Here is a 21038-nt window from a genome sequence, read left to right on the forward strand (position 1 = left end):
TTCGATGGTGGCCACCCGGTCGTTCGGCTGAGCGGCCGGGTGGTTACTGTGCAGTCACTTAGCATGCCGTACGGCAATGCGTGATGACCGCACACATCGGAGGCGTCCCATGGCTTCGCCCGACCAGGACCTCGCTCCTGCACTCGACAAGGACGGCGTACGGCTCACCGTCGACGACGCGCTCGCCACGGTGACGCTGACCAACCCGGCCAAGCGCAACGCCCAGAGCCCCGCACTGTGGCGGGCGTTGGCCGAGGCCGGGCGGTCACTGCCGGGGTCGGTCCGGGTCGTTCTGCTGCGCGGTGAAGGCCAGTCCTTCTCCGCGGGCCTCGACCGGCAGATGTTCACGCCGGAAGGGATCCCGGGCGAGCCGACCTTCATCGAGCTCGCGCGTCGCGACGACGCCGAACTCGATGCGAGCATCGCCGAATACCAGGAGGCGTTCACCTGGTGGCGGCGCAACGACATCGTGTCGATCGCCGCCGTCCAGGGCCACGCCATCGGGGCCGGCTTCCAGCTCGCCCTCGCCTGCGACCTGCGCGTGGTCGCGGACGACGTGCAGTTCGCCATGCGCGAGACCAGCCTGGGCCTGGTGCCGGACCTGACCGGCACGCATCCACTGGTCTCCCTGGTGGGCTACGCCCGCGCGCTGGAGATCTGCGCGACCGGACGCTACGTCCTGGCCGAAGAGGCGGTGGCTTCCGGCCTTGCGAGCGTGTCGGTGCCGGCGGCTGAACTCGACGCTGCGGCACGGGACCTGGCCGGGGCGCTGCTTGCCGCGCCGCGGGACGCGGTGGTGGAGACCAAGGCGCTGCTCCGGGGCGCGAGCGATCGTACGTATGACGAACAGCGGGCTGCCGAGCGGCAGGCTCAGGCTCGGAGGCTGCGGGATCTGGCAGGGGTGGGCGAGTAGCGCCCCTCAGAGGCGCGGGCTGTATGTGGTCACCCCACGGCCGTCACCACTACGGTGACCGTCGGCTGATCGTCCAACGCCTCACCGACAGCCGTACGAACCCCGCGGGCGACCTCGACCGCCCGCGGGCCGTCGGTCACCGCCACCTCCACCCGTACGTGCCGACGTGGCAGTGCCGCGTCGAAGTGGATCTCACGGCTCAGCGCGCCCGTCACCCGGTCCACTCCCGGCACCGCCAGCACCGCCGCCGTCACCCGTGCCCCGTCCGGATCGGCGCTCTCCCGGACCGACGGCGGCCGGGGCGGACGTACCGTCGCTGCCTCCGCCGTGTCCGCTTCCAGCAGGTCGGTCACCCGGAGGTCGATCTCGGTCACCGCCAGCCCGAGCCGCGTCGTGGCCGCCGCCAGCGCCCGGCGCAGTCCGGCCGCCGTCGTCGGCAGCGGCTCGGCGGCCGTCGCCGCGAAGTCCGCCGACAGGCGCAGCGGACCCGGCGGTACGGCACCGGGCGGCGGCGGTACGACGGGCTCCCGTACGTCCTCCGGATCCGCCGGCGCGAGCCGCACCGCCCCCAGCCGCACCCCCGTCACCTCGGCCGCCGCCCGTCGTAGGACCGCGTCGGCCGCCGCCTCCGCGAGCCATGCCCCGTCGCTCGGCCCGCCCAGCGGAAGCAGCCTGCCGAAGCCCAGGGGGTGCCGTACCGCGTCTGCCCATCGGTCCGCCGTCATTCCTCCAGCCTGCCGCATCACCGGGGCATGACAGGGCATCCGCACTTACCGTGGTCGCAGGACGACGACCGGAAGGGATGCACGGCGATGAGCGAGACCGCGGCCGAGGCCGAGAAGGACCCCACGGCGATCACCCGCAAGACGACCAAGCGTGGCGGTGGCGATCCGGCCACCCGGGGCCGTACCACGATCGCCGACGGTGTCGTGGAGAAGATCGCCGGGCTGGCGGCCCGGGACGTGGTCGGCGTGCACGCCATGGGCAGCGGGCTCGCCCGCACCTTCGGCGTCGTGCGCGACCGGGTGCCGGGCGGCTCCAAGTCCGTGAGCCGGGGCGTGAAGGCCGAGGTCGGCGAGGTGCAGACCGCGCTGGACCTAGAGATCGTCGTGGACTACGGCGTGTCGATCTCCGATGTGGCCCGCGCGGTGCGGGAGAACGTGATCGCCGCCGTGGAGCGCATGACCGGGCTCGAGGTGGTCGAGGTCAACATCGCGGTGAGTGATGTGAAGCTGCCCGAGGAAGAGGAAGAAGAGCCGGAGTCCCGGCTTCAGTGACGGGCTCGATCAGTGACGGCTCGATCAGTGACGGCTTGAGGGGAGCGCACCATGGGCATGGCCGTGGTCGGCATGATCGCCGGCATGGCGCTGGGCTTCGCCGGGTACTTCGGCGGGTTCGGCGCCTTTCTGCTGGTGGCGGCGCTGGGGGCGATCGGGTTCGTCGTCGGCCGGTTCGCGGAGGGGGACCTCGAACTCGGCGACTTCTTCCGCGGCCGCGACGACCGGCGTGACCGGCGGCGATGACCTCCGTGAGCAGTGGGACACACGGGAGTCCGACGGTCGTGGCGCCCGGGGAGCGGGGCGCCATCCGGATCGCGGACCGGGTCGTGGCGAAGATCGCCGCGCAGGCGGCCCGCGAGGCGCTCGGCACCCTCCCGAAGGACGCCGTGCCCCCGCACGCCACGGTCGTGGTCCACCACGACTCGGCACGCGTGCGTGTCCACCTCGAACTGGACTACCCGTCCGACATCGGCGCCCGGTGCGCGGCCGTGCGTCGGCATGTGGTCGAGCGGGTAGGCGCGTTGGTGGACATGGAGGTCCCGGAGGTCGCCGTCCACGTCGAACGGCTCCACCCGGCCCAGACCCAGGGGAGGGCGTGATGAGCACCGAGCAGACACCGGTCATCGAGAAGCCGCCGCCGACGGACGTGCCACCGCACACCCGTGAGGCCCGCTTCTGGTCCCCGCGCCGCACCCCCGCGGCCCTGGTCGCACTGCTCACCCTGGTCGTCGCGGGCGCCTTCCTGTACGACATCGCGGCCGTACCGGCCCACCACCCCGCGATGCACTGGCGCCGTGAACTGGCCCGCCAACTCGCCCGGCAGCCTCTCGACAGCACCTGGGTCCTGGTCGGGGCCGGCGTCGCCGTCGCCCTCGGCCTGTGGCTGCTGACCCTGGCCGTGACGCCCGGCCGCCGGGACATCCTGCCCATGCGCCGCACCCACCCCGACGTCCGAGCCGGGCTGCGCCGCGACGCGGCCGCGATGGTGCTGCGCGACCGGGCCATGGAGATCTCGGGCGTACGCCGGGTACGGGTACGACTGCACCGCTCCCGCGCCCATGTCCTCGCCATCTCCCACTTCCGCGAACTCGACGAGGTCAGGGCCGACCTGGAGGCGACCCTGAACGACGCGATCCGCAGCCTGGGCCTCGCGCGTCCGCCCAGGCTGTCCCTGCATGTGCTGCGACCCGGCAAGAAGGTGTGACGTCATGCTCAGCACGGCCAATCGCGTACTGGTCGGCCTCGTGGGCCTCCTGCTCCTCGCTCTCGGCGGCGCGGTCCTGGCCGTCGGCCTCGGCGCCCCGCCGCCGTCCTGGTGGATCCACAACGGCCGTCACGACGTCCTGCTCTCGACGGCCGAGCGCACCCACTGGCGCGACGCGGGCTGGTGGTGGCCGACGGTCCTGGCGGCACTGGCCGTGCTGGTCCTGCTCTCCCTCTGGTGGCTGACCGCGCAACTGCGCCGGCACCGCCTCACCGAGGTCCTGGTGGACACGGGAGACGGCGAGGGCGCGCTGCTGCGCGGCAGGGCCCTGGAGACGGTCCTGGCGACGGACGCGGCCCACCAGGAGGGCGTGGCCCACGCCCAGGCGGTCCTGAGGGGCAGCCGGACCGCACCGGAGGTACGGGTGTGGCTCCGGCTGGATCCGGACGTGTCACCGGGCGAGGCTCTGAACGACCTGACGGATCACGCTCTGGCCCACGCCCGCGAGTCGGCGGCCTTGAAGAAGCTCCCGGCGGAAGTCCGACTGACCTCGGTCAAACACCGTGCGGAGAGGGTCACCTGAAGTCGCCGCCCACGGGAAACCGCGCGATCAACCCCCACCGGCCCGCACCCACAGAACGACCGTCAGAACCCGTGCCGCATCCCCCCGTCGACAGGCACCATGATCCCCGTCAGATAGGACGCCGCCGGCGACAGCAGAAACGCCGCCACCCGCCCGAACTCCTCCGGAGCCCCGTACCGCCGCATCGGAATCCGCGACTCGTTCGCGACCCGCGTGGCCTCCGGGTCGGCGGACAACGCGTCCAGCTCCCGCACCCGATCCGTATCGATCCGGGACGGCAGCAACCCCACGACCCGAATCCCGCGCGGCCCCAGCTCGTCCGCCAGCGACTTGGCGAACCCGGCCAGCCCCGGACGCAGTCCGTTGGAGATCGTCAGCCCGGGAAGCGGCTCGTGCACCGACGCGGACAGCACGAAGCCGATGACACCCCCGTCCTCCAACTCGGCCGCGGCCGCGCGGGCGAGCCGTACGGCCCCCAGGAACACCGACTCGAACGCCGTCTGCCACTGCTCGTCCGTGTTGTCGGCGACGAACCCGGCCGGCGGCCCACCCACACTCACGAGAATCCCGTCGAACCGCCCGAAATGCTCGCGCGCGGCCGCGATCAGCCGCTCCGGCGCCGACGGATCGGCATTGTCCACGCCCACTCCGACCGCGTTCGGCCCCAGCTCGGCCGCCGCGGCGGCGGCCCCCTTCTCGTCCCTGCCGGTCAGAACCACCTTCGCCCCGTCGGCGACCAGCTCGCGCGCGGCCGCGTTGCCCAGCCCGCGGGTCGCTCCGGTGACGACGTACACCCGGTCCTTCAGTCCAAGATCCATGGTCCCTATCCTGCCTGCTCGCCTCCGAACAGTGTGAGGGCGGTGTTCACCAGCCCGATGTGACTGAACGCCTGCGGGAAGTTGCCCAGCTGGCGCCCGAGCCCCGGGTCGTACTCCTCGGAGAGCAGCCCCACGTCGTTGGCGAGTCCCACCAGCCGTGCGAACAGTTCCTTCGCCTCGTCGGTTCGGCCGGTCATGTGCAGCGCGTCGGCGAGCCAGAACGAGCAGGCCAGGAACGCGCCCTCGCCGCCCGGCATCCCGTCGACGCCGACCGCGTCCGTGTCGTAGCGGCGCACGAAACCGCCGTGGCCGAGGTCGTCGCGGATCGCGTCCACCGTGCCGATCACCCGGGGGTCGTCCGGCGGCAGGAAGCCGAAGCGCGGGATCAGCAGCAGCGCGGCGTCGAGTTCGCGCGACCCGTAGTACTGCGTGAAGGTGTTGCGCTTCGGGTCGAACCCCTTCTCGCACACCTCCCGGTGCACCTCGTCGCGCATGGCGCGCCAGGTCTCCAGTTCGCCGCTGAGTTCCGGGTAGTCCTCCAGTGTCTTCACCGCGCGGTCGGCGGCCACCCACACCAGCACCTTGGAGTGGACGAAGTTGCGGCGGCCGCCGCGCACCTCCCACAGGCCCTCGTCCGGCTGCCGCCAGATCTTCTCCAGGAACTTCATCAGCGCGCACTGGATGGCCCACATGTGCGGCTTGGTGGACAGACCGGCGGTACGGGACAGCGACAGCGAGTCCATCACCTCGCCGTACACGTCGAGCTGGAGCTGGTCGACGGCGCCGTTGCCGACGCGTACGGGCTTGGAGTCCTCGAAGCCGGGCAGCCAGTCCAGCTCGAACTCGGGCAGCCGGCGCTCGCCCGCGAGGCCGTACATGATCTGCAGGTCGGCGGGGTCGCCGGCGACCGCGCGGACCAGCCAGTTCCGCCAGGCCTCGGCCTCCTTGTGGTAGCCGGCGGACAGCAGGGCGCCGAGAGTGAGGGTGGAGTCGCGCAGCCAGCAGAAGCGGTAGTCCCAGTTGCGCACCCCGCCCAGCTCCTCGGGCAGCGAGCTGGTGGCGGCGGCGACGATGCCGCCGGTCGGCCGGTAGGTGAGCGCCTTGAGGGTGATCAGGGAGCGTACGACCGCGTCCCGGTAGGGGCCCTGGTAGGTGCAGCGGGCGGTCCAGCGCCGCCAGTCGGTGACGCTGGTGCGCAGTGCCTCGTACGGGTCCACGAGCGGCGGCCGCGGCTCGTGCGAGGGGTGCCAGGTGAGCACGAACGCGACCCGCTCGCCCTCCGCGACGGTGAACTCCGAGTGGGTGCCGAAGTCCTCGCCCCAGGTCCGTACGGACGGTTCGCTGCGCAGCCACACCGAGTCCGGCCCGGCGACGGCGACCCGGTGCCCGCCGGAGCGGCGCATCCAGGGGATGACCGAGCCGTAGTCGAACCGGAGCCGGAGCGTGCTGTGCACGGTGACCCGGCCGCTGACGCCTTCGACGATGCGTACGACGTCGGGGGAGCGGTCGCGCTGGGGCATCAGGTCGGTGACCCGGACCGTGCCCTCGGCGGTCTCCCATTCGGTGTCCAGGACCAGGGTGTCGGGCCGGTAGCCGCGCCGGGTACAGGTGGTGGCGTCCCTGGGGGCGATCCTCCAGTGGCCGTTGTTCTCGTCGCCCAGGAGTCTGGCGAAGGAGGCGGCCGAGTCGAACCGGGGCAGGCACAGCCAGTCGATGGAGCCGTCCCGGCCGACCAGGGCCGCGGTCTGTTCGTCGCCGATGAGGGCGTAGTCCTCGATGCGTCGGTCCACGGGGTCCGGTTTCCCGGTGGACCGGTGGGCCAATCAGGGGGTGGGCCGGGGGAGTGACACCCCCGGCGGACGGCGTGTCAGACGGTGGCCGGTTCCGACTCCTCGGCCGTCTCCTTCTCCGCCGTCTCCGCACGCGTGCGTGCCTCGCGGCGGACCAGGACGAAGAAGCCGTAGGGGACGCCCGCGGCGAACAGCCACCACTGGATCATGTACGCGTAGTTCAGCGGGGCGTCTTCCTTGCCCGGGTCGGAGATCTGCTCCGGCGTGTCGCCCTTGGGCTGCGGCGCGGTCTGCTCGATGTAGCCGCCGAGCACCTGCTTGCCGAGCCGGCGCGCCTGCTCCGCACTGTTGATCAGCATGATCTGCCGGTCGGGCAGGCCCTTGATGTCCTTGATGCCGCTCGCCGCGGTGGTCTCGTCGGGCATCAGCCGGCCCTGGATGGTGACCTTTCCGGCCGGCGGGGCCGGGATCTTCGGGAAGGCGGTCTGGCTCGGGCCGTCCGCCGGGATCCAGCCCCGGTTGACCAGCAGCACCTCGCCGTCCGCCAGGACGAAGGGGGTGAGGACGTGGTAGCCGACCTCGTCGTCGGCGTTGGTACGACGGCGCACGACGACCTCGTCGGCGGTGTCGAAGGTGCCGGTCGCGCTGACGGTGTGGTACCGCTCCTTGCGGGTCACCGCGTGCCCCGGCTCGGTCACCTGCTCCACGGGCACGGGCTTGGCGTTCAGCGCCTCGGCCACCAGCTGGTTGCGGGCGCTGCGCTCCTCGTACCGGTGTTTCTGCCAGAACCCCAGCCGGATCATCGTGGGGATGAGAAGCAGCGAGATCAGGGTGAGGATCACCCACTGCCGGGTCAACAGGAAGCGGTACACCCCACGACCGTACAACTCGGTCGTGGGGCGCGATCGGGCGGGTACCGGGTCACACGCGGTCGACGATCCCCGCCTTCCCGGCCTCACGGGCACAGTGCGCGCCGCAGTACCACTGGTTCTCGGCCTCGACGCCCTGGCCGATGATCGAGACCTTGCAGTTCTCGCACTGGGGGGCCATGCGATGGATCGCACAGGAGAAGCAGTCGAAGACATGGACCGCGCCCTGGGCGTGCACCTCGAAGGTCATTCCGTAGTCATTGCCGCAAACTTCGCATTTCGCCATGCGCCACAGGGTGGGCGGTCGTCCTCGCGGGGGCGAGCGGGCGCCGGGCGAGTCGCACGGCAATCACCCGTCCGTACGGTCCCCCCGCGGGATCACTTCTCCGCCGCCGGCGCCACGTCCCGCAGCAACTGCCCGAAGGCCGCCTCGTCGACGACCGGGGTGCCGAACTGGCGGGCCTTGACCACCTTCGACGTACCCGAGTCCGGGTCGTTGGTGACGAGCAGGCTGGTGAGCCGCGAGATGCTCGTCGAGACATGCAGGCCGGCCTCCGCGGCCCGGTCCTCCAGGAGCTCCCGGTCGATCGACGTGTCCCCGGAGAACGCCACCCGCATGCCCTGCCTGAGCGGCTTGCCGTCCTCGTACCGCCCCGGATTCGGGTACGGGCAGGCCGGCCGCTTGCGGGACGGCCGCCAGCCGTTCGGCCGGTAGCCGCCGTAGCCTCCGCTCGCCTGCTGCCCGATGCGGGGCGTGTCCGACCACTCCGTCAGCGGCCGGCACTCGAGCAGCGGCAGCCGTACGTTGCCCGCCGCCGCGGCCCGCAGACTGGGCCGGAACGCCTCCGCGAGCACGCGCGCGTCGTCCAGCGCGTGGTGCGCCCGCCGCTGTACGACACCGAAGTGCGCGGCCAGGGTCTCCAGCTTGTGGTTGGGCAGCGGCAGAGCCAGCTCCTTGGAGAGCGCGATCGTGCACAGCCGCTGCCGCACCGGGGCCTCGGTCTTCGCGCGCGCGTACTCGCGAGCGATCATCTGCCAGTCGAAGACCGCGTTGTGCGCGACCAGCACCCGGCCGTCGAGCCGGGCCGAGAACTCCTCGGCGATGTCGGTGAAGAGCGGCGCGCCTTCGAGCACCTCGCTCGTCAGACCGTGGATCCACACCGGACCCGGGTCGCGCTCCGGATTGACCAGGGTGTACCAGTGGTCCTCGACCTCGCCGCGCTCGTCCAGCCGGTAGACGGCCGCGGAGATTATCCGGTCGTCCCGGGCCAGTCCGGTGGTCTCCACGTCAACGACCGCGTACCCCTTGGGATAGGCGGCCGGCCACGGGGTGCCGGGGGACACTGCGGTCGTACGGTCTTCGAGCATGGTCATTGAGGATACGGGCCCCGGCCGACAGTCCGGTCCGTCAGGCCGCCTCCGGCACCCGCCCGTTCGAAAGTCCTGACGACCCTTCGCACGGCCACGGCCCCTTGTCCCGATCGCTTTTCCTGCGCCCGTGGACCTTTGTCCCGATTGCCCTTCGCGCGGCTATGGACCTTTTCGCCGCCCGGTGCAAGCGTGCTCCCCGCCCGGCGCGCCGACGCGACGACTCCGCGCCGACGCGGCGCAGACGGCGGTCGACGGAAGGGCGGTACGACGGATGGCACGCGTACGGTACGGCGCTCGGACCGAGCGGGAGATCGCGGCCGCGCGCACCACGAAGCTCCCGGACGTCTGGTCCACCGGGGTGGTGGCCGTCTGGGAGACCGACCCGGACGCGGTCGCGGCCGTGCTGCCACCCCCGCTCAAGCCCACCGGCCGGCCCCTGGCCCGGGTCAACATCAGCAAGGTCGAACTGCCCGGATACCCGCTCGGCGCGGGTTCGTTCGCGGTCGCCGCCGCGCACGGCACGGTCGAGGGCTGGTACCCGCTGGTGATGCCGATGACCCATGAGCGCGCCCTGACCGGCGGCCGCGAGGTGTTCGGCGAGCCCAAGAAGCTCGGCGAGGTGACCGTCGAACGCGAGGGCGGCCTCGTCCGCGCGGCACTGGCCCGGCACGGCGTCGCCTTCGTGGAGGTGAGCGGCACGGTCGACGGCCCGCTGCCGCTGCCCGAGCCCGCCCCGAAGACCGACTTCTACTTCAAGTTCCTTCCCGCGGTGGACGGTTCGGGCTTCGACGGCGACCCGGTCCTCGTGCACTGCGTCCGCGAGGAGAAGGTCCGCCGACTGGAGCGGGTGACGGGGGAGGTGATCCTCCGCGAGTCCGTGTACGACCCGGTCGCCGACCTCCCGGTGCTGCGCCTGCTGGACATCACCCTCGGCGAGAAGACCAGCGACCAGCGCGGCCGGGTCGTCGAACGGGTCGACGCCCAGGCCCTGCTGCCCTACGTCCACCAGCGCTACGACGACCCGCGCCAGATCCATGACGCGCCCCCGGAAGGGAGCGAGGGCTGATGGAACTCCGTGCCGGACAGGTCGCCGTCGTCACCGGCGCGGCGAGCGGCCTCGGGCTCGCGATGGCCCGGCGGTTCGCCGAGGAGGGCCTCAAGGTGGTCCTCGCCGACGTCGAGGCCGCCGCGCTGGAGAAGGCCGCCGACGGCCTGCGCGCACAGGGCGCCGACGTGCACGCGCGCGTGGTCGACGTCGGCGTCCGCGAACAGGTCCTGGAACTCGCCGAGTCGGCCTACGAGACGTACGGCGCGGTGCACGTCCTGTGCAACAACGCCGGGGTCGGATCGGGCGCCGAGGGCCGCATGTGGGAGCACGAACCGAACGACTGGAAGTGGGCGTTCGAAGTCAATGTGTGGGGCGTTTTCAACGGTGTACAGGCTTTCCTGCCGAGGATGATCAACTCGGGTCAACCCGGTCATGTGGTCAATACATCATCCGGCGACGGCGGTATCGCGCCGCTGCCGACGGCTTCCGTCTACGCGGTCACGAAGGCGGCCGTCGTCACGCTCACCGAGTCCCTGTACGCCCATCTGAAGGCGGAGCACGCGCGCGTGGGCGCCTCGGTGCTCTTCCCGGGGCCGCACATGCTGCGCACGGGCCTGTGGGAGTCGCACCGCAACCGGCCCGCCAGGTACGCCAAGGAACGGCCGCGCAGGACGCCGTACCGCAGCCTCGACCAGTGGGAGGCGGCGATGCGCGCGGCGGGCGAGGAGGTCGCCTTCACGCCCGTCGAGGAGGTCGCCGAGTTCGTCGTGGCGGGCATCCGCGCGGACCGCTTCTGGCTGCTGCCGGAGAGCGGGCACAGCGACGCCCAGATCCGGGCGAGAGCGCGCTCGATGCTGGACCGGACGAACCCGTCGTACCTCGAAAGCTTCATCCTGGACTGAACAGGGGGCAGTGGTGACCGCCTACGACGATCCGTATCTGATCATCTCCTCCGACTGCCACGCCGGGCTGCCCACCGAGGAGTACCGGCCCTATCTGGACGCCCGGTTCCACCGGGACTTCGACGAGTTCCTCGCCGGGCGCGAGCGCCGCCGGGAGGAGATGACCCGGCTCGGCATCCGCAACGAGGCGTTCGCGACGAAGTGGTTCCAGGACAACGAGGAGGGGCTGCGCGGGGGCTGGGACACCGCGCAGCGGCTCAAGGAGCTCGACGGCGACGGGGTCGCGGCCGAGGTGGTGTTCCCGGACGCCGACGCCGTCGACAGCCGGACCGCCGCTCCCTTCGGCGTCGGCCTCGGCCTGTCCGGCGACCACGATCCGGAGCTGGGCATGGCCGGCGCGCGGGCGCACAACCGCTGGCTGGCCGAGTTCGTGTCCGAGAACCCCGAACGGCACTGCGGGGTGGCCCTGTTGCCCGTCACCGCCGACGTGCCGAAGGTGGTCGCCGAGATCCACCGGGCCAGGGAGTCCGGCCTCGGCGCCCTGATGATCCCGGCCATGTGGGGCGACAGGGAGCCGTACCACGACCGCCGTTACGACCCCGTCTGGGCGGCGGCCGCCGAGTGCGGGATGCCGGTGACGACACACTCCGGTTCGGCCCCGCGCCACGAGTACGGCGACCATCTGGGCATCTTCGTCAGCGAGGTGACCTGGTGGCCCGCCCGCCCCCTGTGGTTCCTGCTCTGGTCCGGTGTCTTCGAACGCCATCCCGGACTGCGCTTCGGAGTCGCCGAGTCGGGGTGCTGGTGGCTGCCCAACCTCCTGTGGTTCATGGACCGGCTCTACCTGGGCGCGCACGGCGGCAAGAAGCTGTCCCCCTTCGAGGAGCTGAAGCGGCCCCCGAGCGAGTACCTCGACCGGCAGGTCTTCATCTGCGCGACCAACACCAAACGCCGGGAACTCGCCCAGCGTTACGAGATCGGCGTCGACAACATCCTCTGGGGCAGCGACTTCCCGCACCCCGAGGGCACCTGGCCCGACACGCGCGCGTGGCTGCGCCGCACCTTCCACGACATCCCGGTGGCCGAGACCCGCCGGATGCTGGGCCTGGCGGCGGCCGAGGTCTTCGGCTTCGACGTGGAGCGCCTGACCCCGCTGGCCCGCCGCATCGGCCCTACCCCCGCCGATCTGGACCAGCCGGCCGACCAGGCGGCCGTGGAGGCCTCCTGGGCCCGCTCGCGCGAGGTGGGCCGTCACTGGCTGACGGACAACGACTTCCCGACCCTGGGGGTGACGCGGTGAACGACCGCTACACGGTGATCTCGGCCGACTGCCACGCGGGTGCGGACCTCCTCGACTACAAGCCGTACCTGGAGAAGGGCCACCACGACGACTTCGACGCCTGGGCGGCGACGTACGTCAACCCGTACGAGGACCTGCTCGCCGACTCCGCCGACCGGAACTGGAACTCCGCCCGGCGGCTCGCGGAGCTGGAGGAGGACGGCATCGTCGCGGAGGTGATCTTCCCGAACACCATCCCGCCGTTCTTCCCCTCCGGCTCCCTGATGGCCCCCGCGCCGACGGCGGCGGAGTTCGAACGGCGGTGGGCGGGCCTGCGCGCCCACAACCGCTGGCTGGCCGACTTCTGCGCCTCGGCACCGGGCCGCCGGGCGGGCGTCTTCCAGATCCTCCTGAACGACGTAGAGGAGGCGGTCAAGGAGATCCGCTGGGCGGCGGACGCCGGGCTGAAGGGCGGACTGCTCCTGCCCGGTACTCCCCCCGGCTCCGGCCTTCCCGAGCTCCACGCGCGCGTGTACGACCCGATCTGGGCCGTCTGCACGGAACTCGGCGTGCCCGTCAACCACCACGCGGGCTCGGCGTCCCCGCCGCTCGGCGACGAACCGGCCGCCCGCGCGGTCTTCATGGTCGAGACGACCTGGTTCTCGCACCGGGCGCTGTGGCACCTGATCTTCGGCGGCGCCTTCCGCCGCCACCCGGACCTGAAACTCGTCCTGACCGAACAGGGCTCCGGCTGGATCCCCGGGGTCCTGGCCATGCTGGACTACTACCACGGCCGCATGCTGGCCGCGGCGACGCGCGCGACGACCGCGGAGTCGAAGTTCGGCGTCGGCCTCGCGGAGTCGATGGGCGAGCCCCCCTCCCGGGTCTGGCACGAGAACTGCTTCGTCGGCGCGAGCTTCATGCGCCCGCACGAGGTGCCGCTGCGGGACCGTATCGGCCTCGACAAGATCATGTGGGGCAGCGACTACCCGCACGACGAAGGGACGTACCCGTACACGCGGGAGGGCCTGCGCTTCGCCTTCGCCGGCGTCCCGCGCGACGAGCTCACGGCGATGCTGGGCGGCAACGCGGCCCGGGTCTACGGCTTCGACCTGGCCCTCCTGGACCCGATCGCGGCGAAGGTGGGACCCACTGCCGCCGAGATCGCGGAGCCGTTGCCGGAGCCGCCGGCGGACGCGACGAGTCCGGTGTTCGCGCGGGGGGCTTCGGTACGGGTCTGGTGACGTCGGTGCGGCGGAAGCGCACCTCGGGGTGCTCGGGGTGCGATCCTCCCTGCTGTGACGGAACCAACGCACGACAACGAGGCCCATGGGGGAGCCCTCGGCTCCCGGCTCAACTGGCTGCGGGCGGCCGTGCTCGGCGCGAACGACGGCATCGTCTCGACGGCGGGACTCGTCGTCGGCGTCGCGGGCGCCACGGCCGACCGCAACGCCCTGCTGACGGCGGGCCTGGCCGGCCTGCTCGCCGGGTCGATGTCGATGGCGGCGGGCGAGTACGTCTCGGTGTCCACCCAGCGTGACTCGGAACTGGCCGCGCTGGCCCAGGAGAAACGCGAGCTGAAGGAGCAGCCGGAGGCGGAACTGGAGGAGCTGACCGAGCTGCTGGAACGGCGCGGCCTGTCACGCGAGGTGGCTCGCGAGGCGGCGGTCCAGCTGACGGAACGGGACGCGCTGAGGGCCCACGCGAGCGTGGAACTCGGCATCGACCCGGACGAACTGACGAACCCGTGGAACGCGGCACTGGCGAGCTTCCTGGCGTTCACGGTGGGGGCCCTGCTGCCCCTGCTGGCAATCGTGCTGCCACCCGCCGCTTGGCGCCTGCCGGTGACGGTGGGGTCGGTACTTGCGGCACTGGTCCTGACGGGCTGGGCCAGCGCGAGGCTGGGAGCGGCGGCGCCGGGACGGGCGGTCCTGCGGAACGTGATCGGCGGGGCGTTGGCCATGGGCGTGACGTACGCGGCGGGGAGTCTGCTGGGGGCGGCGGGGGTGTGAGGGGTCAGTCGATGAGGAGGCGGTCGGCGGGGAAGAGCTCGGTTCCTTGCACTTGGTCGCAGGAGTAGAGCTCGATCTTGAGGTGATGTAGAGGAGCAAGAGGTGTCAAGTCGATTGGGCCGCAGCGGGAGAACCTGACAAGTTCTAGATACGGAAGTTCGGTGAGGCTGGCGATACGGTCCGCTTGTGCAACCTTGCCAAGAAATACCCGAGTCAGTCCTTGGTGGCATAGCAGTTCGGTGAGGTCGATACGGGGTACATCCAGAATCTGGATTGTTTTCAGTGGTGAAAATACCCCGGCCGAGAGGAAATCGCGCCACTGTTGTTCTTCATTGACGGTGAGCCATTCGAGGGAAGTCATGGCCTCTATCCCTGTCAGCGCCGTGATGCATCCCTGTCGGAAAAATCCAAGACCCCTGAGCCGGGGCGCGAAGCTCAGCTCTGCCAGACTGGTTTCCAGGGCTGCGAAGTCGAACGTCAGGTGGCAGAGTTCTGGCAGGTCGGCCAAGGGCGCCAATGAGAGCTGCTCGGCAGGGCGATAGACATGCAGGTTTGTTATCCGGAGCCCGGAAAGGGTACCGAGGTCGGTGACGGATCGACAGTTGTCGAGAGTCAACGTCCTTAGGCAGGGAAGCGCTTGCAGTGGCGATAAATCACTCACGGTGGAATTGTTGGTGAGCTTGAGAAGTTTCAGGGGTGTGTGAGTGAGAACCTCTGGCGGGAGTCCATGGTCACCGACCAGGGTTACATAAGCGAGTTGTGGAAAGCGTGGCAGGAGCGTCAGCTTTTCGACAGTATCGAAGCTGAGTGTCTGTCCGGCCACCACCGTACCTTCGAGAATCGCCTCGAAGTACTTGATGGTGTCGAATGACGACCATGCGGAGTCAAGCTCGGCACGAACCGGCAGCCGTTCGTCTTGACGGAATCGGGCGATGATCTCCATAGCTGCGTCGCCTGCGATCGATCCGGCGGTGCGTACCACCGCCGTTGCCTCCCGTTTCGTCAACCCGTCAGGCCCCGGCAACAGCTCCAGCACCAACTCCCCTGCCCGTGCCAAGGCCTCCGCCTGCTCGAACGAACGCGGCGGCAACAACCCCTCCGTCCGTTCCTCCACCTCCCGCCTCACCTCGGGTTCCAGCTCCGGCGCATGCTCCAGACTCGCCGCGGCCAGCAACACCAACCGCTCCCGGTGTTTCTGCACCTTCTCTGCCCGCCGCAACAACTGCCGTAGCAACCGCGTCCGTTCCTCCACGCGGGCGTGGCCCACCGCCATCCGCACGACGTCGTCCCACTGATCGTCATGCGCGTTGCGCACCAGCACCCCGAAGTCCCGCGCGTCCACCGCCGCCTTCGCCCCCAGGTAGTCCTGAAAGGTCCGGTGGACGAAGTCGACGTACCCCGGCACAGGCTCGCGCAACAGCCCACTGCGGATCAGCAGATGCGAGAACACCTGCCCCGCATTCCCCTGCTCCCGCACCTGGGGCATGGCGGCCAGCCACTGCTCCAGCATGCCGACGACCTCGTCCCGAGCCGCCTCCACCTGCCCGTTCCGGATCATCCAGTAGGCGAGCCGCTGCAACAGCGCGGTCTGCTCGTCCCTCGACAGCGAGACCCCCTCCACCGAGGCGATCTCCCGCTCCGTGTCCCGACGCACCAGCAGCATGTCGAGGGCCGCGTCGTACAACTCCTTCCGTGCCCGGGGCAGCCGCATCCGCCGGTCCCGGTTCAGCGCACACAGCAACGCACACATCAACGGGTTCGTGGCCAGCCGCCCGAGATCCCGCCGCGTCGCCACCGCCTCGTTCAGGCTCGCCTCATACCGGTCCAGGACCTCCGATTCGGCCGCCTCCGCCCCGCACTCCAGCCGCGCCGCGTCATGCCAGTGCCGTACGAACGTCCTGATGTCGTCCCGCTCCATCGGCAGCAAAGTGTGCGCGCTGAACCCCTGCCCGGCCATCCAGTCCTCAGGAACCGCGGACGGCCGGGTCGTCACCACGTACCGAGCCCGGGGGAACGCGGTGACCAGCGACCGCAGCCAGTGCTCCGTGCGTTCACGCAACCGAGCCGGCACCTCGTCGACGCCGTCCACCAGAACCAACGCGCGGCCGCTCAGCAGCAGCCCCTCGACCCAGCTGTCCGGCGCCTGCAACGGCACTCCCGATGCCGTCAGAAAGTCCGCCGGCATCGGCAGGCCCTCTGGCGTACGGAACGACCGCAGACGCAGCACGAACGGCACACACCGGTTCCAGTCCGCCAGCTCCGCCCCGAAACTCTGCCGCGCCGCATTCAGCGCCAGCCACTGGAGCAGCGTCGACTTGCCCGACCCTGCCGGGCCCCGCAACAGCAACCGGTGCCCCGCCGTCGCGAGCGCCTGTTCCACCTTCACCGGCGTCGGCGGTGCCTCGGGCATGCCCTCGTGCTGGGGCTCGTAGCGCCGTTCTCCACTCACCGTGAGACTCAGATACGCCGTCTCCAGCGACCACTCGGCCCGCCGTCGCCCACCGAGCGTCACCCCGAACAGCTCCAGCCGCGCGTGCATGGTGGCGGCGAATCGCGTGTATCGCCCTTCGAAGCTGCTCTCGTTACCGGACCCGAGCCCGTCCCCGGACTCGGCCGCCTCCCGCTCCCGTAACAGCCTCCCGGTCCGCCGTGTCTGCTCCACCGCCGCCCGCGCCGCGAACGACGGATGTGTGGTGAGCTGTTCCACCAGGTGCTCGCAGCACAGGCCCAGCAGCTCCCCGTACAGCTCCTGTGCCGGCTCCGCCAGGTCGCGCACCGGCCGGTGCAGGTCTCCCGCCAGTCGTCGCGGGTCGAGGTCCGCGGCGAACAGCCGGTCCGCGTCCAGCGCCGCCGCCGCGAACGTGTCCTGTACGGCCGCCACCGCGGCCAGGCGTTCGTGCTCCGGGAGTCCCGCGTACGCCCCCGCGATCCGCCCGCCCAGCACCCGTGCCAGCCGATCCGGCCCCGCAGGCTTCGGCAGCGGTCGTACCGGATCCGGCACCAGACCGGCCCCCGGCGCGCGCGTGAGCAGCGACTTCGCGACCGTCTGGGCCACCGTCGACGCCAGCCGGACCAGCACCACCTCGAGCCCCTGCATCCCCCGGCCTCCCCCTGTCGGCGCCCCCGGAATCCTAGGACCGGCCGCCCGCCCATTGGCGGAGATCGCCAACAAGCAAGCGCATACCGCCGGTCATACTTGTGGGTAACGACGTCTAGGCGCAGCCGACCTGCGGTTCTACGGTGCCTGCATGCCGAACCTGCCCGATGTCGTGCTGTGGTCGATACCCGCATTCGTGCTGCTCGCCGTGATCGAGGTGATCAGCTACCGCATCCATCCCGACGACGATGCCGCCGGGTACGAGACCAAGGACGCGGCCACGAGCGTCGGCATGGGGCTCGGGTCGATCGTCTTCGACTTCGTCTGGAAGATCCCGATCGTCGCGATCTACACAGGGATATACGAACTCACCCCGCTGCGCGTTCCCGTCCTGTGGTGGACGGTTCCGCTGATGCTGTTCGCGCAGGACTTCTTCTACTACTGGTCCCACCGCGGCCACCACGTCATCCGCATCCTGTGGGCCTGCCACGTCGTCCACCACTCCAGCAAGAAGTTCAACCTGACCACCGCGCTGCGCCAGCCCTGGACCTCGCTGACCGTCTGGCCGTTCTACGTCCCGCTCGTCGCCGCCGGTGTGCACCCGGCCGCGCTCGCCTTCTGCTCTTCCGCGAACCTCGTCTACCAGTTCTGGATCCACACCGAGCGCATCGACAAGATGCCCCGGTGGTTCGAGTCCGTGTTCAACACGCCGTCCCACCACCGGGTGCACCACGCCTCCCAGGGCGGCTACCTGGACCGCAACTTCGGCGGGATCCTCATCGTCTGGGACCGGCTGTTCGGGTCCTATGCGCCCGAGGTTGAGCGACCCGTGTACGGGTTGACCAAGAACATCAACACGTTCAACCCGATCAAGGTGGCCACCCATGAGTACATGGCCATCGGAAGGGACCTGAAGGCCGCCCGCGGCTGGCGGGAGCGGGCCGGGCGGGTGTTCCGGGGACCTGGCTGGGCACCGGCGGCCGTCGCGGAACAGACCGAGGAATCCGTGGCCGCGTGAGAGCGCCCCGGATACTGCTGGGCGCCTTCGTCCTCGCCACGGTCCTCGACCTCGTCTCCCTCGCCGTCGGCTTCCGCGCCGGACACCTGGTCGCCAAGCCGCTGCTCATGCCCCTGCTCGCCGCCCGTACCGCCCGCGCGGGCGGCCCGCGGCTCCTCGTCGCCGCCCTGCTGTGCGGCTGGGGCGGCGACGTCCTGCTCCTCTCCGACGCCGGCCCCGCCTTCATGGCGGGCATGGCCTCCTTCGCCGCAGGACACGTCTGCTACCTCGTCCTCTTCCGCCGCCAGGGCCCGCCACGCGCGCGTGCGCGCATCCTCGTCCCCGTCTACGCCGCCGCCCTCGTCACCCTGGTCGTCCTGCTGTGGCCGGACCTGCCCGCAGGCCTCCGGGTCCCCGTCGCCGGCTACAGCACGCTGCTGACCGCGATGGCGTACACCGCGGCCACCCGGCTCCGCCCGGTCGCGGGGCTCGGCGGCGCGCTCTTCATGCTCTCCGACACCCTCATCGCCACCGGCGTCGCCGGCTGGCCGCAGCTGCCGAGGCCCGACTTCTGGATCATGCTGACCTATGTGGCCGCGCAGTTCCTGCTGGTCCGGGGCACCCTCGACGCGCGACCGGCACCGGCTACGGCGTACCGTGAAGTGCGCTCCACCACCCCCTGAGCGCACCCACGACCTCGCACGAGAAGGACCCTCGCCATGCGCGCCACCACCATCCACGCCCCGTTCGACATGCGCGTGGAGGACGTCCCCGAGCCCGTGGTGCAACTGCCCACCGACGCCGTCGTACGGGTGCTGCGCGCCTGTATCTGCGGCAGCGACCTGTGGGCGTACCGAGGTGAGGCGGCCCGGCAGCCGGGGCAGCGCATCGGGCACGAGTTCCTCGGTGTCGTCGAGGAGACCGGCTCCGAGGTGGGCACGGTGCGGCGCGGGGACCTCGTGGTCGCCCCCTTCATGTGGTCCGACGGCGTCTGCGACTACTGCCGCGAGGGCTTGACGACGTCCTGCGAGCACGGCGGCTTCTGGGGTGCCGTGGGGTACGACGGCGGGCAGGGCGAGGCCGTGCGCGTGCCGTTCGCCGACGGCACCCTGGTCCAACTGCCCAAGGACGCGGCCTCGGACGACCGCCTGCTGTCCGCCCTGCTGACCCTCTCCGACGTGCTCGGCACCGGCCACCACGCGGCCCTCGGCGCGGGCGCCCGTCCTGGCGCAACGGTCGCGGTCGTCGGGGACGGCGCGGTCGGTCTGTGCGCCGTGCTGGCCGCGAAGCGGCTGGGTGCCGAGCGGATCATCGCGCTGGGCCGGCACACCGTCCGGACCGACATCGCGCGCCGCTTCGGCGCCACCGACGTCGTCGCCGAGCGCGGGGACGCGGCCGTGGAGGCCGTCCGCGAACTCACCCGCGGCCAGGGCGCGCACGCCGTCGTCGAGGCCGTCGGCACCGAGCAGTCCATGCGGACGGCCGTCAACATCGGCCGGGACGGCGGCGCGATCGGCTTCGTCGGCGTGCCGCACGGCAGCGGCACCGGCCTGGACCTCGGCGTCATGTTCGACCGGAACATCGCCCTGCGCGGCGGTGTCGCCCCGGTCCGTGCCTACATCCCCGACCTGCTGCCCGACGTCCTCGACGGCACGATCGACCCGTCGCCGGTCTTCGACCTGACCGTCGACATCGAGGGCGTGCCCGACGGCTACAAGGCGATGGACGAGCGCACCGCCCTGAAGGTGCTCGTGACCAACGGCTGAATCAACGTCCCGATCAATACTTGATCAAGTCCATCTGATCGGCAGCGGCAGCGCCGTCAGCACCCCCGACACCGCGACCACCAGCCCCAGCACGGCCACCTCGGCCCGCGCCGGGACGTACGCGGTCAGCGGGTCGGCCGCACGGCGCAGCCGGAACCGAGCCCACAGGGCGAGCACGGCGACGGCGGCGACGAGGATCACCTTGGCCAGCAGGGTGCGCCCGTACGCCGTCGTCGTCAGCTGGTCCAGGATCGTGCCCGCGGGCATCCGCCGCAGCGCGCTCCACACACCCGTGGCGGTGATGGCCGCGAGCAGGACGGCGGCCACGCGCGCGTAGAGCCCGAGCAGCGCGGCCCCGGACTCCTGGCCGCCCCACCGCCGCAGCATGCGCAGCGCGTGCAGCAGACCGCCCACCCACAGCGTCGCGCACGTCAGATGCACCAGCGTCAGCGCCGAGCCGAGCAACGGGCTGTGCTCGGGCGCCGGATGCGCGCGCAGCGCCTCGGCGGCGACCACCGCGGCCAGCGGCCACACCTGGGCCGCCGGGTGGCGCGAGCGGGCGCACAGACCGGCCAGCAGAAAGGCGTTGACCTCCACCAGCGCCACCTTGCCGTCGCGCGACTGGTACAGGCCGCCCACGTCGATGTCGGCGAGAGAGCGCGGCACCAGGTTGCCCGTCGACACGACCGACGCGAGCCCCAGCGCGGCCACGAAACCGGCGGCGGCCGCGAACACCGCCCAGCTGTACGGGCGTTCGGCCGGCGCGTCCGGCAGTCGTCGGGCCAGCCGGTCCACGAACAGCTCGCCCGACGGCACACACAGAGCGGCGAGCAGCACCCCGCGCAGCAACGCGATGCCGCCCACCCCCGGCGCGGCCGCCTCCCCGGTGCCGTGCAGCGCGACGGACGGCCCGAGCAGCGGCACCAGCGCGGCCAGGGACACCAGGACCAGGACGGCGACGGCCCGGCCGGTCCCGGGGCGTCCGGCGGGGCCGCTCGCGGCCACCTCGGCGGTCGGTCGTGTCAACGTCACCCCATGATCTCCACCAGCCATGACAGAGCCGGGCAAGTACAGGAAAACAGCCGACGGAACGGCATTCCACCCATTCG

The 21038-nt window shown here is 71.2% G+C and carries 22 protein-coding genes; 14 read left to right on the plus strand and 8 right to left on the minus strand.

The window, feature by feature from the left end:
- Nucleotides 1–109 precede the first annotated feature (109 nt).
- Entirely contained in the window at nucleotides 110–913 is an 804-nt protein-coding gene (locus tag AB0D85_RS07525; protein WP_362314995.1) for an enoyl-CoA hydratase/isomerase family protein, read from the plus strand.
- A 29-nt stretch (nucleotides 914–942) separates the two neighbouring features.
- Here AB0D85_RS07525 and AB0D85_RS07530 read toward each other — a convergent pair whose 3' ends face one another.
- Nucleotides 943–1638 carry a nucleopolyhedrovirus P10 family protein gene (locus AB0D85_RS07530; protein ID WP_362314998.1) on the minus strand — a complete coding sequence of 232 codons (696 nt, stop codon included), beginning with the start codon at nucleotides 1636–1638 and terminating at the stop codon, nucleotides 943–945.
- Nucleotides 1639–1725: 87 nt separating this feature from the next.
- Here AB0D85_RS07530 and AB0D85_RS07535 point away from each other — a divergent pair, with 87 nt between their 5' ends.
- Genes AB0D85_RS07535 through amaP form a run of 5 tightly spaced genes read left to right on the plus strand, consistent with a single transcriptional unit; the run spans nucleotide 1726 to nucleotide 3980 of the window.
- Entirely contained in the window at nucleotides 1726–2190 is a 465-nt protein-coding gene (locus AB0D85_RS07535; protein WP_362315001.1) for an Asp23/Gls24 family envelope stress response protein, read from the plus strand.
- A 51-nt stretch (nucleotides 2191–2241) separates the two neighbouring features.
- Nucleotides 2242–2436 carry a hypothetical protein gene (locus AB0D85_RS07540; RefSeq protein ID WP_362315004.1) on the plus strand — a complete coding sequence of 65 codons (195 nt, stop codon included), beginning with the start codon at nucleotides 2242–2244 and terminating at the stop codon, nucleotides 2434–2436.
- Nucleotides 2433–2792, plus strand: a complete 360-nt coding sequence (locus tag AB0D85_RS07545; RefSeq protein WP_362315006.1) for a hypothetical protein — start codon at nucleotides 2433–2435, stop codon at nucleotides 2790–2792. Before AB0D85_RS07540 ends, AB0D85_RS07545 begins: the two co-directional genes overlap by 4 nt.
- A complete protein-coding gene (locus AB0D85_RS07550; RefSeq protein ID WP_362315008.1) occupies nucleotides 2792–3397 on the plus strand; it encodes a DUF6286 domain-containing protein in 606 nt (201 codons plus the stop codon). The genes AB0D85_RS07545 and AB0D85_RS07550 overlap by 1 nt, the downstream gene beginning before the upstream one ends.
- A gap of 4 nt (nucleotides 3398–3401) precedes the next feature.
- Nucleotides 3402–3980, plus strand: a complete 579-nt coding sequence (gene amaP / locus AB0D85_RS07555) for an alkaline shock response membrane anchor protein AmaP (RefSeq protein ID WP_362315011.1) — start codon at nucleotides 3402–3404, stop codon at nucleotides 3978–3980.
- Nucleotides 3981–4042: 62 nt separating this feature from the next.
- On the opposite strand, the gene AB0D85_RS07560 is transcribed toward amaP, so the two are convergent.
- The 5 genes from AB0D85_RS07560 to AB0D85_RS07580 all read right to left on the minus strand — a co-directional run bounded on the left by AB0D85_RS07560 (nucleotide 4043) and on the right by AB0D85_RS07580 (nucleotide 8825).
- Nucleotides 4043–4798, minus strand: a complete 756-nt coding sequence (locus AB0D85_RS07560; RefSeq protein ID WP_362315013.1) for an SDR family oxidoreductase — start codon at nucleotides 4796–4798, stop codon at nucleotides 4043–4045.
- A 5-nt stretch (nucleotides 4799–4803) separates the two neighbouring features.
- Entirely contained in the window at nucleotides 4804–6588 is a 1785-nt protein-coding gene (locus AB0D85_RS07565) for a glycoside hydrolase family 15 protein (RefSeq protein WP_362315015.1), read from the minus strand.
- A gap of 77 nt (nucleotides 6589–6665) precedes the next feature.
- The gene (locus tag AB0D85_RS07570; RefSeq protein ID WP_362315017.1) at nucleotides 6666–7460 is read right to left on the minus strand and encodes an SURF1 family protein; all 795 of its coding nucleotides are present in this window, start codon (nucleotides 7458–7460) and stop codon (nucleotides 6666–6668) included.
- Between the two features lie 49 nt (nucleotides 7461–7509).
- Nucleotides 7510–7743 carry a hypothetical protein gene (locus tag AB0D85_RS07575; protein WP_362315020.1) on the minus strand — a complete coding sequence of 78 codons (234 nt, stop codon included), beginning with the start codon at nucleotides 7741–7743 and terminating at the stop codon, nucleotides 7510–7512.
- A 92-nt stretch (nucleotides 7744–7835) separates the two neighbouring features.
- Nucleotides 7836–8825, minus strand: coding sequence for a DEDDh family exonuclease (locus tag AB0D85_RS07580; protein WP_362315023.1), 990 nt, complete (start codon nucleotides 8823–8825; stop codon nucleotides 7836–7838).
- Nucleotides 8826–9099: 274 nt separating this feature from the next.
- Between AB0D85_RS07580 and AB0D85_RS07585 the strand changes: the two genes are divergently transcribed.
- Genes AB0D85_RS07585 through AB0D85_RS07605 form a run of 5 tightly spaced genes read left to right on the plus strand, consistent with a single transcriptional unit; the run spans nucleotide 9100 to nucleotide 14069 of the window.
- Nucleotides 9100–9894: an acetoacetate decarboxylase family protein gene (locus AB0D85_RS07585; protein WP_362315025.1), complete on the plus strand. Its 795-nt coding sequence runs from the start codon at nucleotides 9100–9102 to the stop codon at nucleotides 9892–9894.
- A complete protein-coding gene (locus AB0D85_RS07590; protein WP_362315028.1) occupies nucleotides 9894–10778 on the plus strand; it encodes an SDR family NAD(P)-dependent oxidoreductase in 885 nt (294 codons plus the stop codon). Before AB0D85_RS07585 ends, AB0D85_RS07590 begins: the two co-directional genes overlap by 1 nt.
- Before the next feature lie 13 nt (nucleotides 10779–10791).
- Entirely contained in the window at nucleotides 10792–12078 is a 1287-nt protein-coding gene (locus AB0D85_RS07595; RefSeq protein ID WP_362315031.1) for an amidohydrolase family protein, read from the plus strand.
- Complete coding sequence (locus tag AB0D85_RS07600) at nucleotides 12075–13301, plus strand: amidohydrolase family protein (protein ID WP_362315034.1); 1227 nt, start codon at nucleotides 12075–12077, stop codon at nucleotides 13299–13301. The genes AB0D85_RS07595 and AB0D85_RS07600 overlap by 4 nt, the downstream gene beginning before the upstream one ends.
- Before the next feature lie 54 nt (nucleotides 13302–13355).
- Entirely contained in the window at nucleotides 13356–14069 is a 714-nt protein-coding gene (locus AB0D85_RS07605) for a VIT family protein (RefSeq protein ID WP_362315037.1), read from the plus strand.
- A 4-nt stretch (nucleotides 14070–14073) separates the two neighbouring features.
- On the opposite strand, the gene AB0D85_RS07610 is transcribed toward AB0D85_RS07605, so the two are convergent.
- On the minus strand, nucleotides 14074–17166 hold the full coding sequence (locus AB0D85_RS07610) for an NACHT domain-containing protein (protein WP_362315039.1): 3093 nt from the start codon (nucleotides 17164–17166) through the stop codon (nucleotides 14074–14076).
- A gap of 151 nt (nucleotides 17167–17317) precedes the next feature.
- Between AB0D85_RS07610 and AB0D85_RS07615 the strand changes: the two genes are divergently transcribed.
- Genes AB0D85_RS07615 through AB0D85_RS07625 form a run of 3 tightly spaced genes read left to right on the plus strand, consistent with a single transcriptional unit; the run spans nucleotide 17318 to nucleotide 19929 of the window.
- A complete protein-coding gene (locus AB0D85_RS07615; RefSeq protein WP_362315042.1) occupies nucleotides 17318–18184 on the plus strand; it encodes a sterol desaturase family protein in 867 nt (288 codons plus the stop codon).
- Nucleotides 18181–18846, plus strand: a complete 666-nt coding sequence (locus tag AB0D85_RS07620; RefSeq protein WP_362315045.1) for a lysoplasmalogenase — start codon at nucleotides 18181–18183, stop codon at nucleotides 18844–18846. The genes AB0D85_RS07615 and AB0D85_RS07620 overlap by 4 nt, the downstream gene beginning before the upstream one ends.
- Before the next feature lie 36 nt (nucleotides 18847–18882).
- Nucleotides 18883–19929, plus strand: a complete 1047-nt coding sequence (locus AB0D85_RS07625; protein WP_362315047.1) for a zinc-dependent alcohol dehydrogenase family protein — start codon at nucleotides 18883–18885, stop codon at nucleotides 19927–19929.
- A 24-nt stretch (nucleotides 19930–19953) separates the two neighbouring features.
- On the opposite strand, the gene AB0D85_RS07630 is transcribed toward AB0D85_RS07625, so the two are convergent.
- Entirely contained in the window at nucleotides 19954–20961 is a 1008-nt protein-coding gene (locus AB0D85_RS07630) for a CopD family protein (RefSeq protein ID WP_362315050.1), read from the minus strand.
- Nucleotides 20962–21038 lie beyond the last annotated feature (77 nt).

Source organism: Streptomyces sp. NPDC048277, from assembly GCF_040652235.1.
GTDB lineage: Bacteria > Actinomycetota > Actinomycetes > Streptomycetales > Streptomycetaceae > Streptomyces.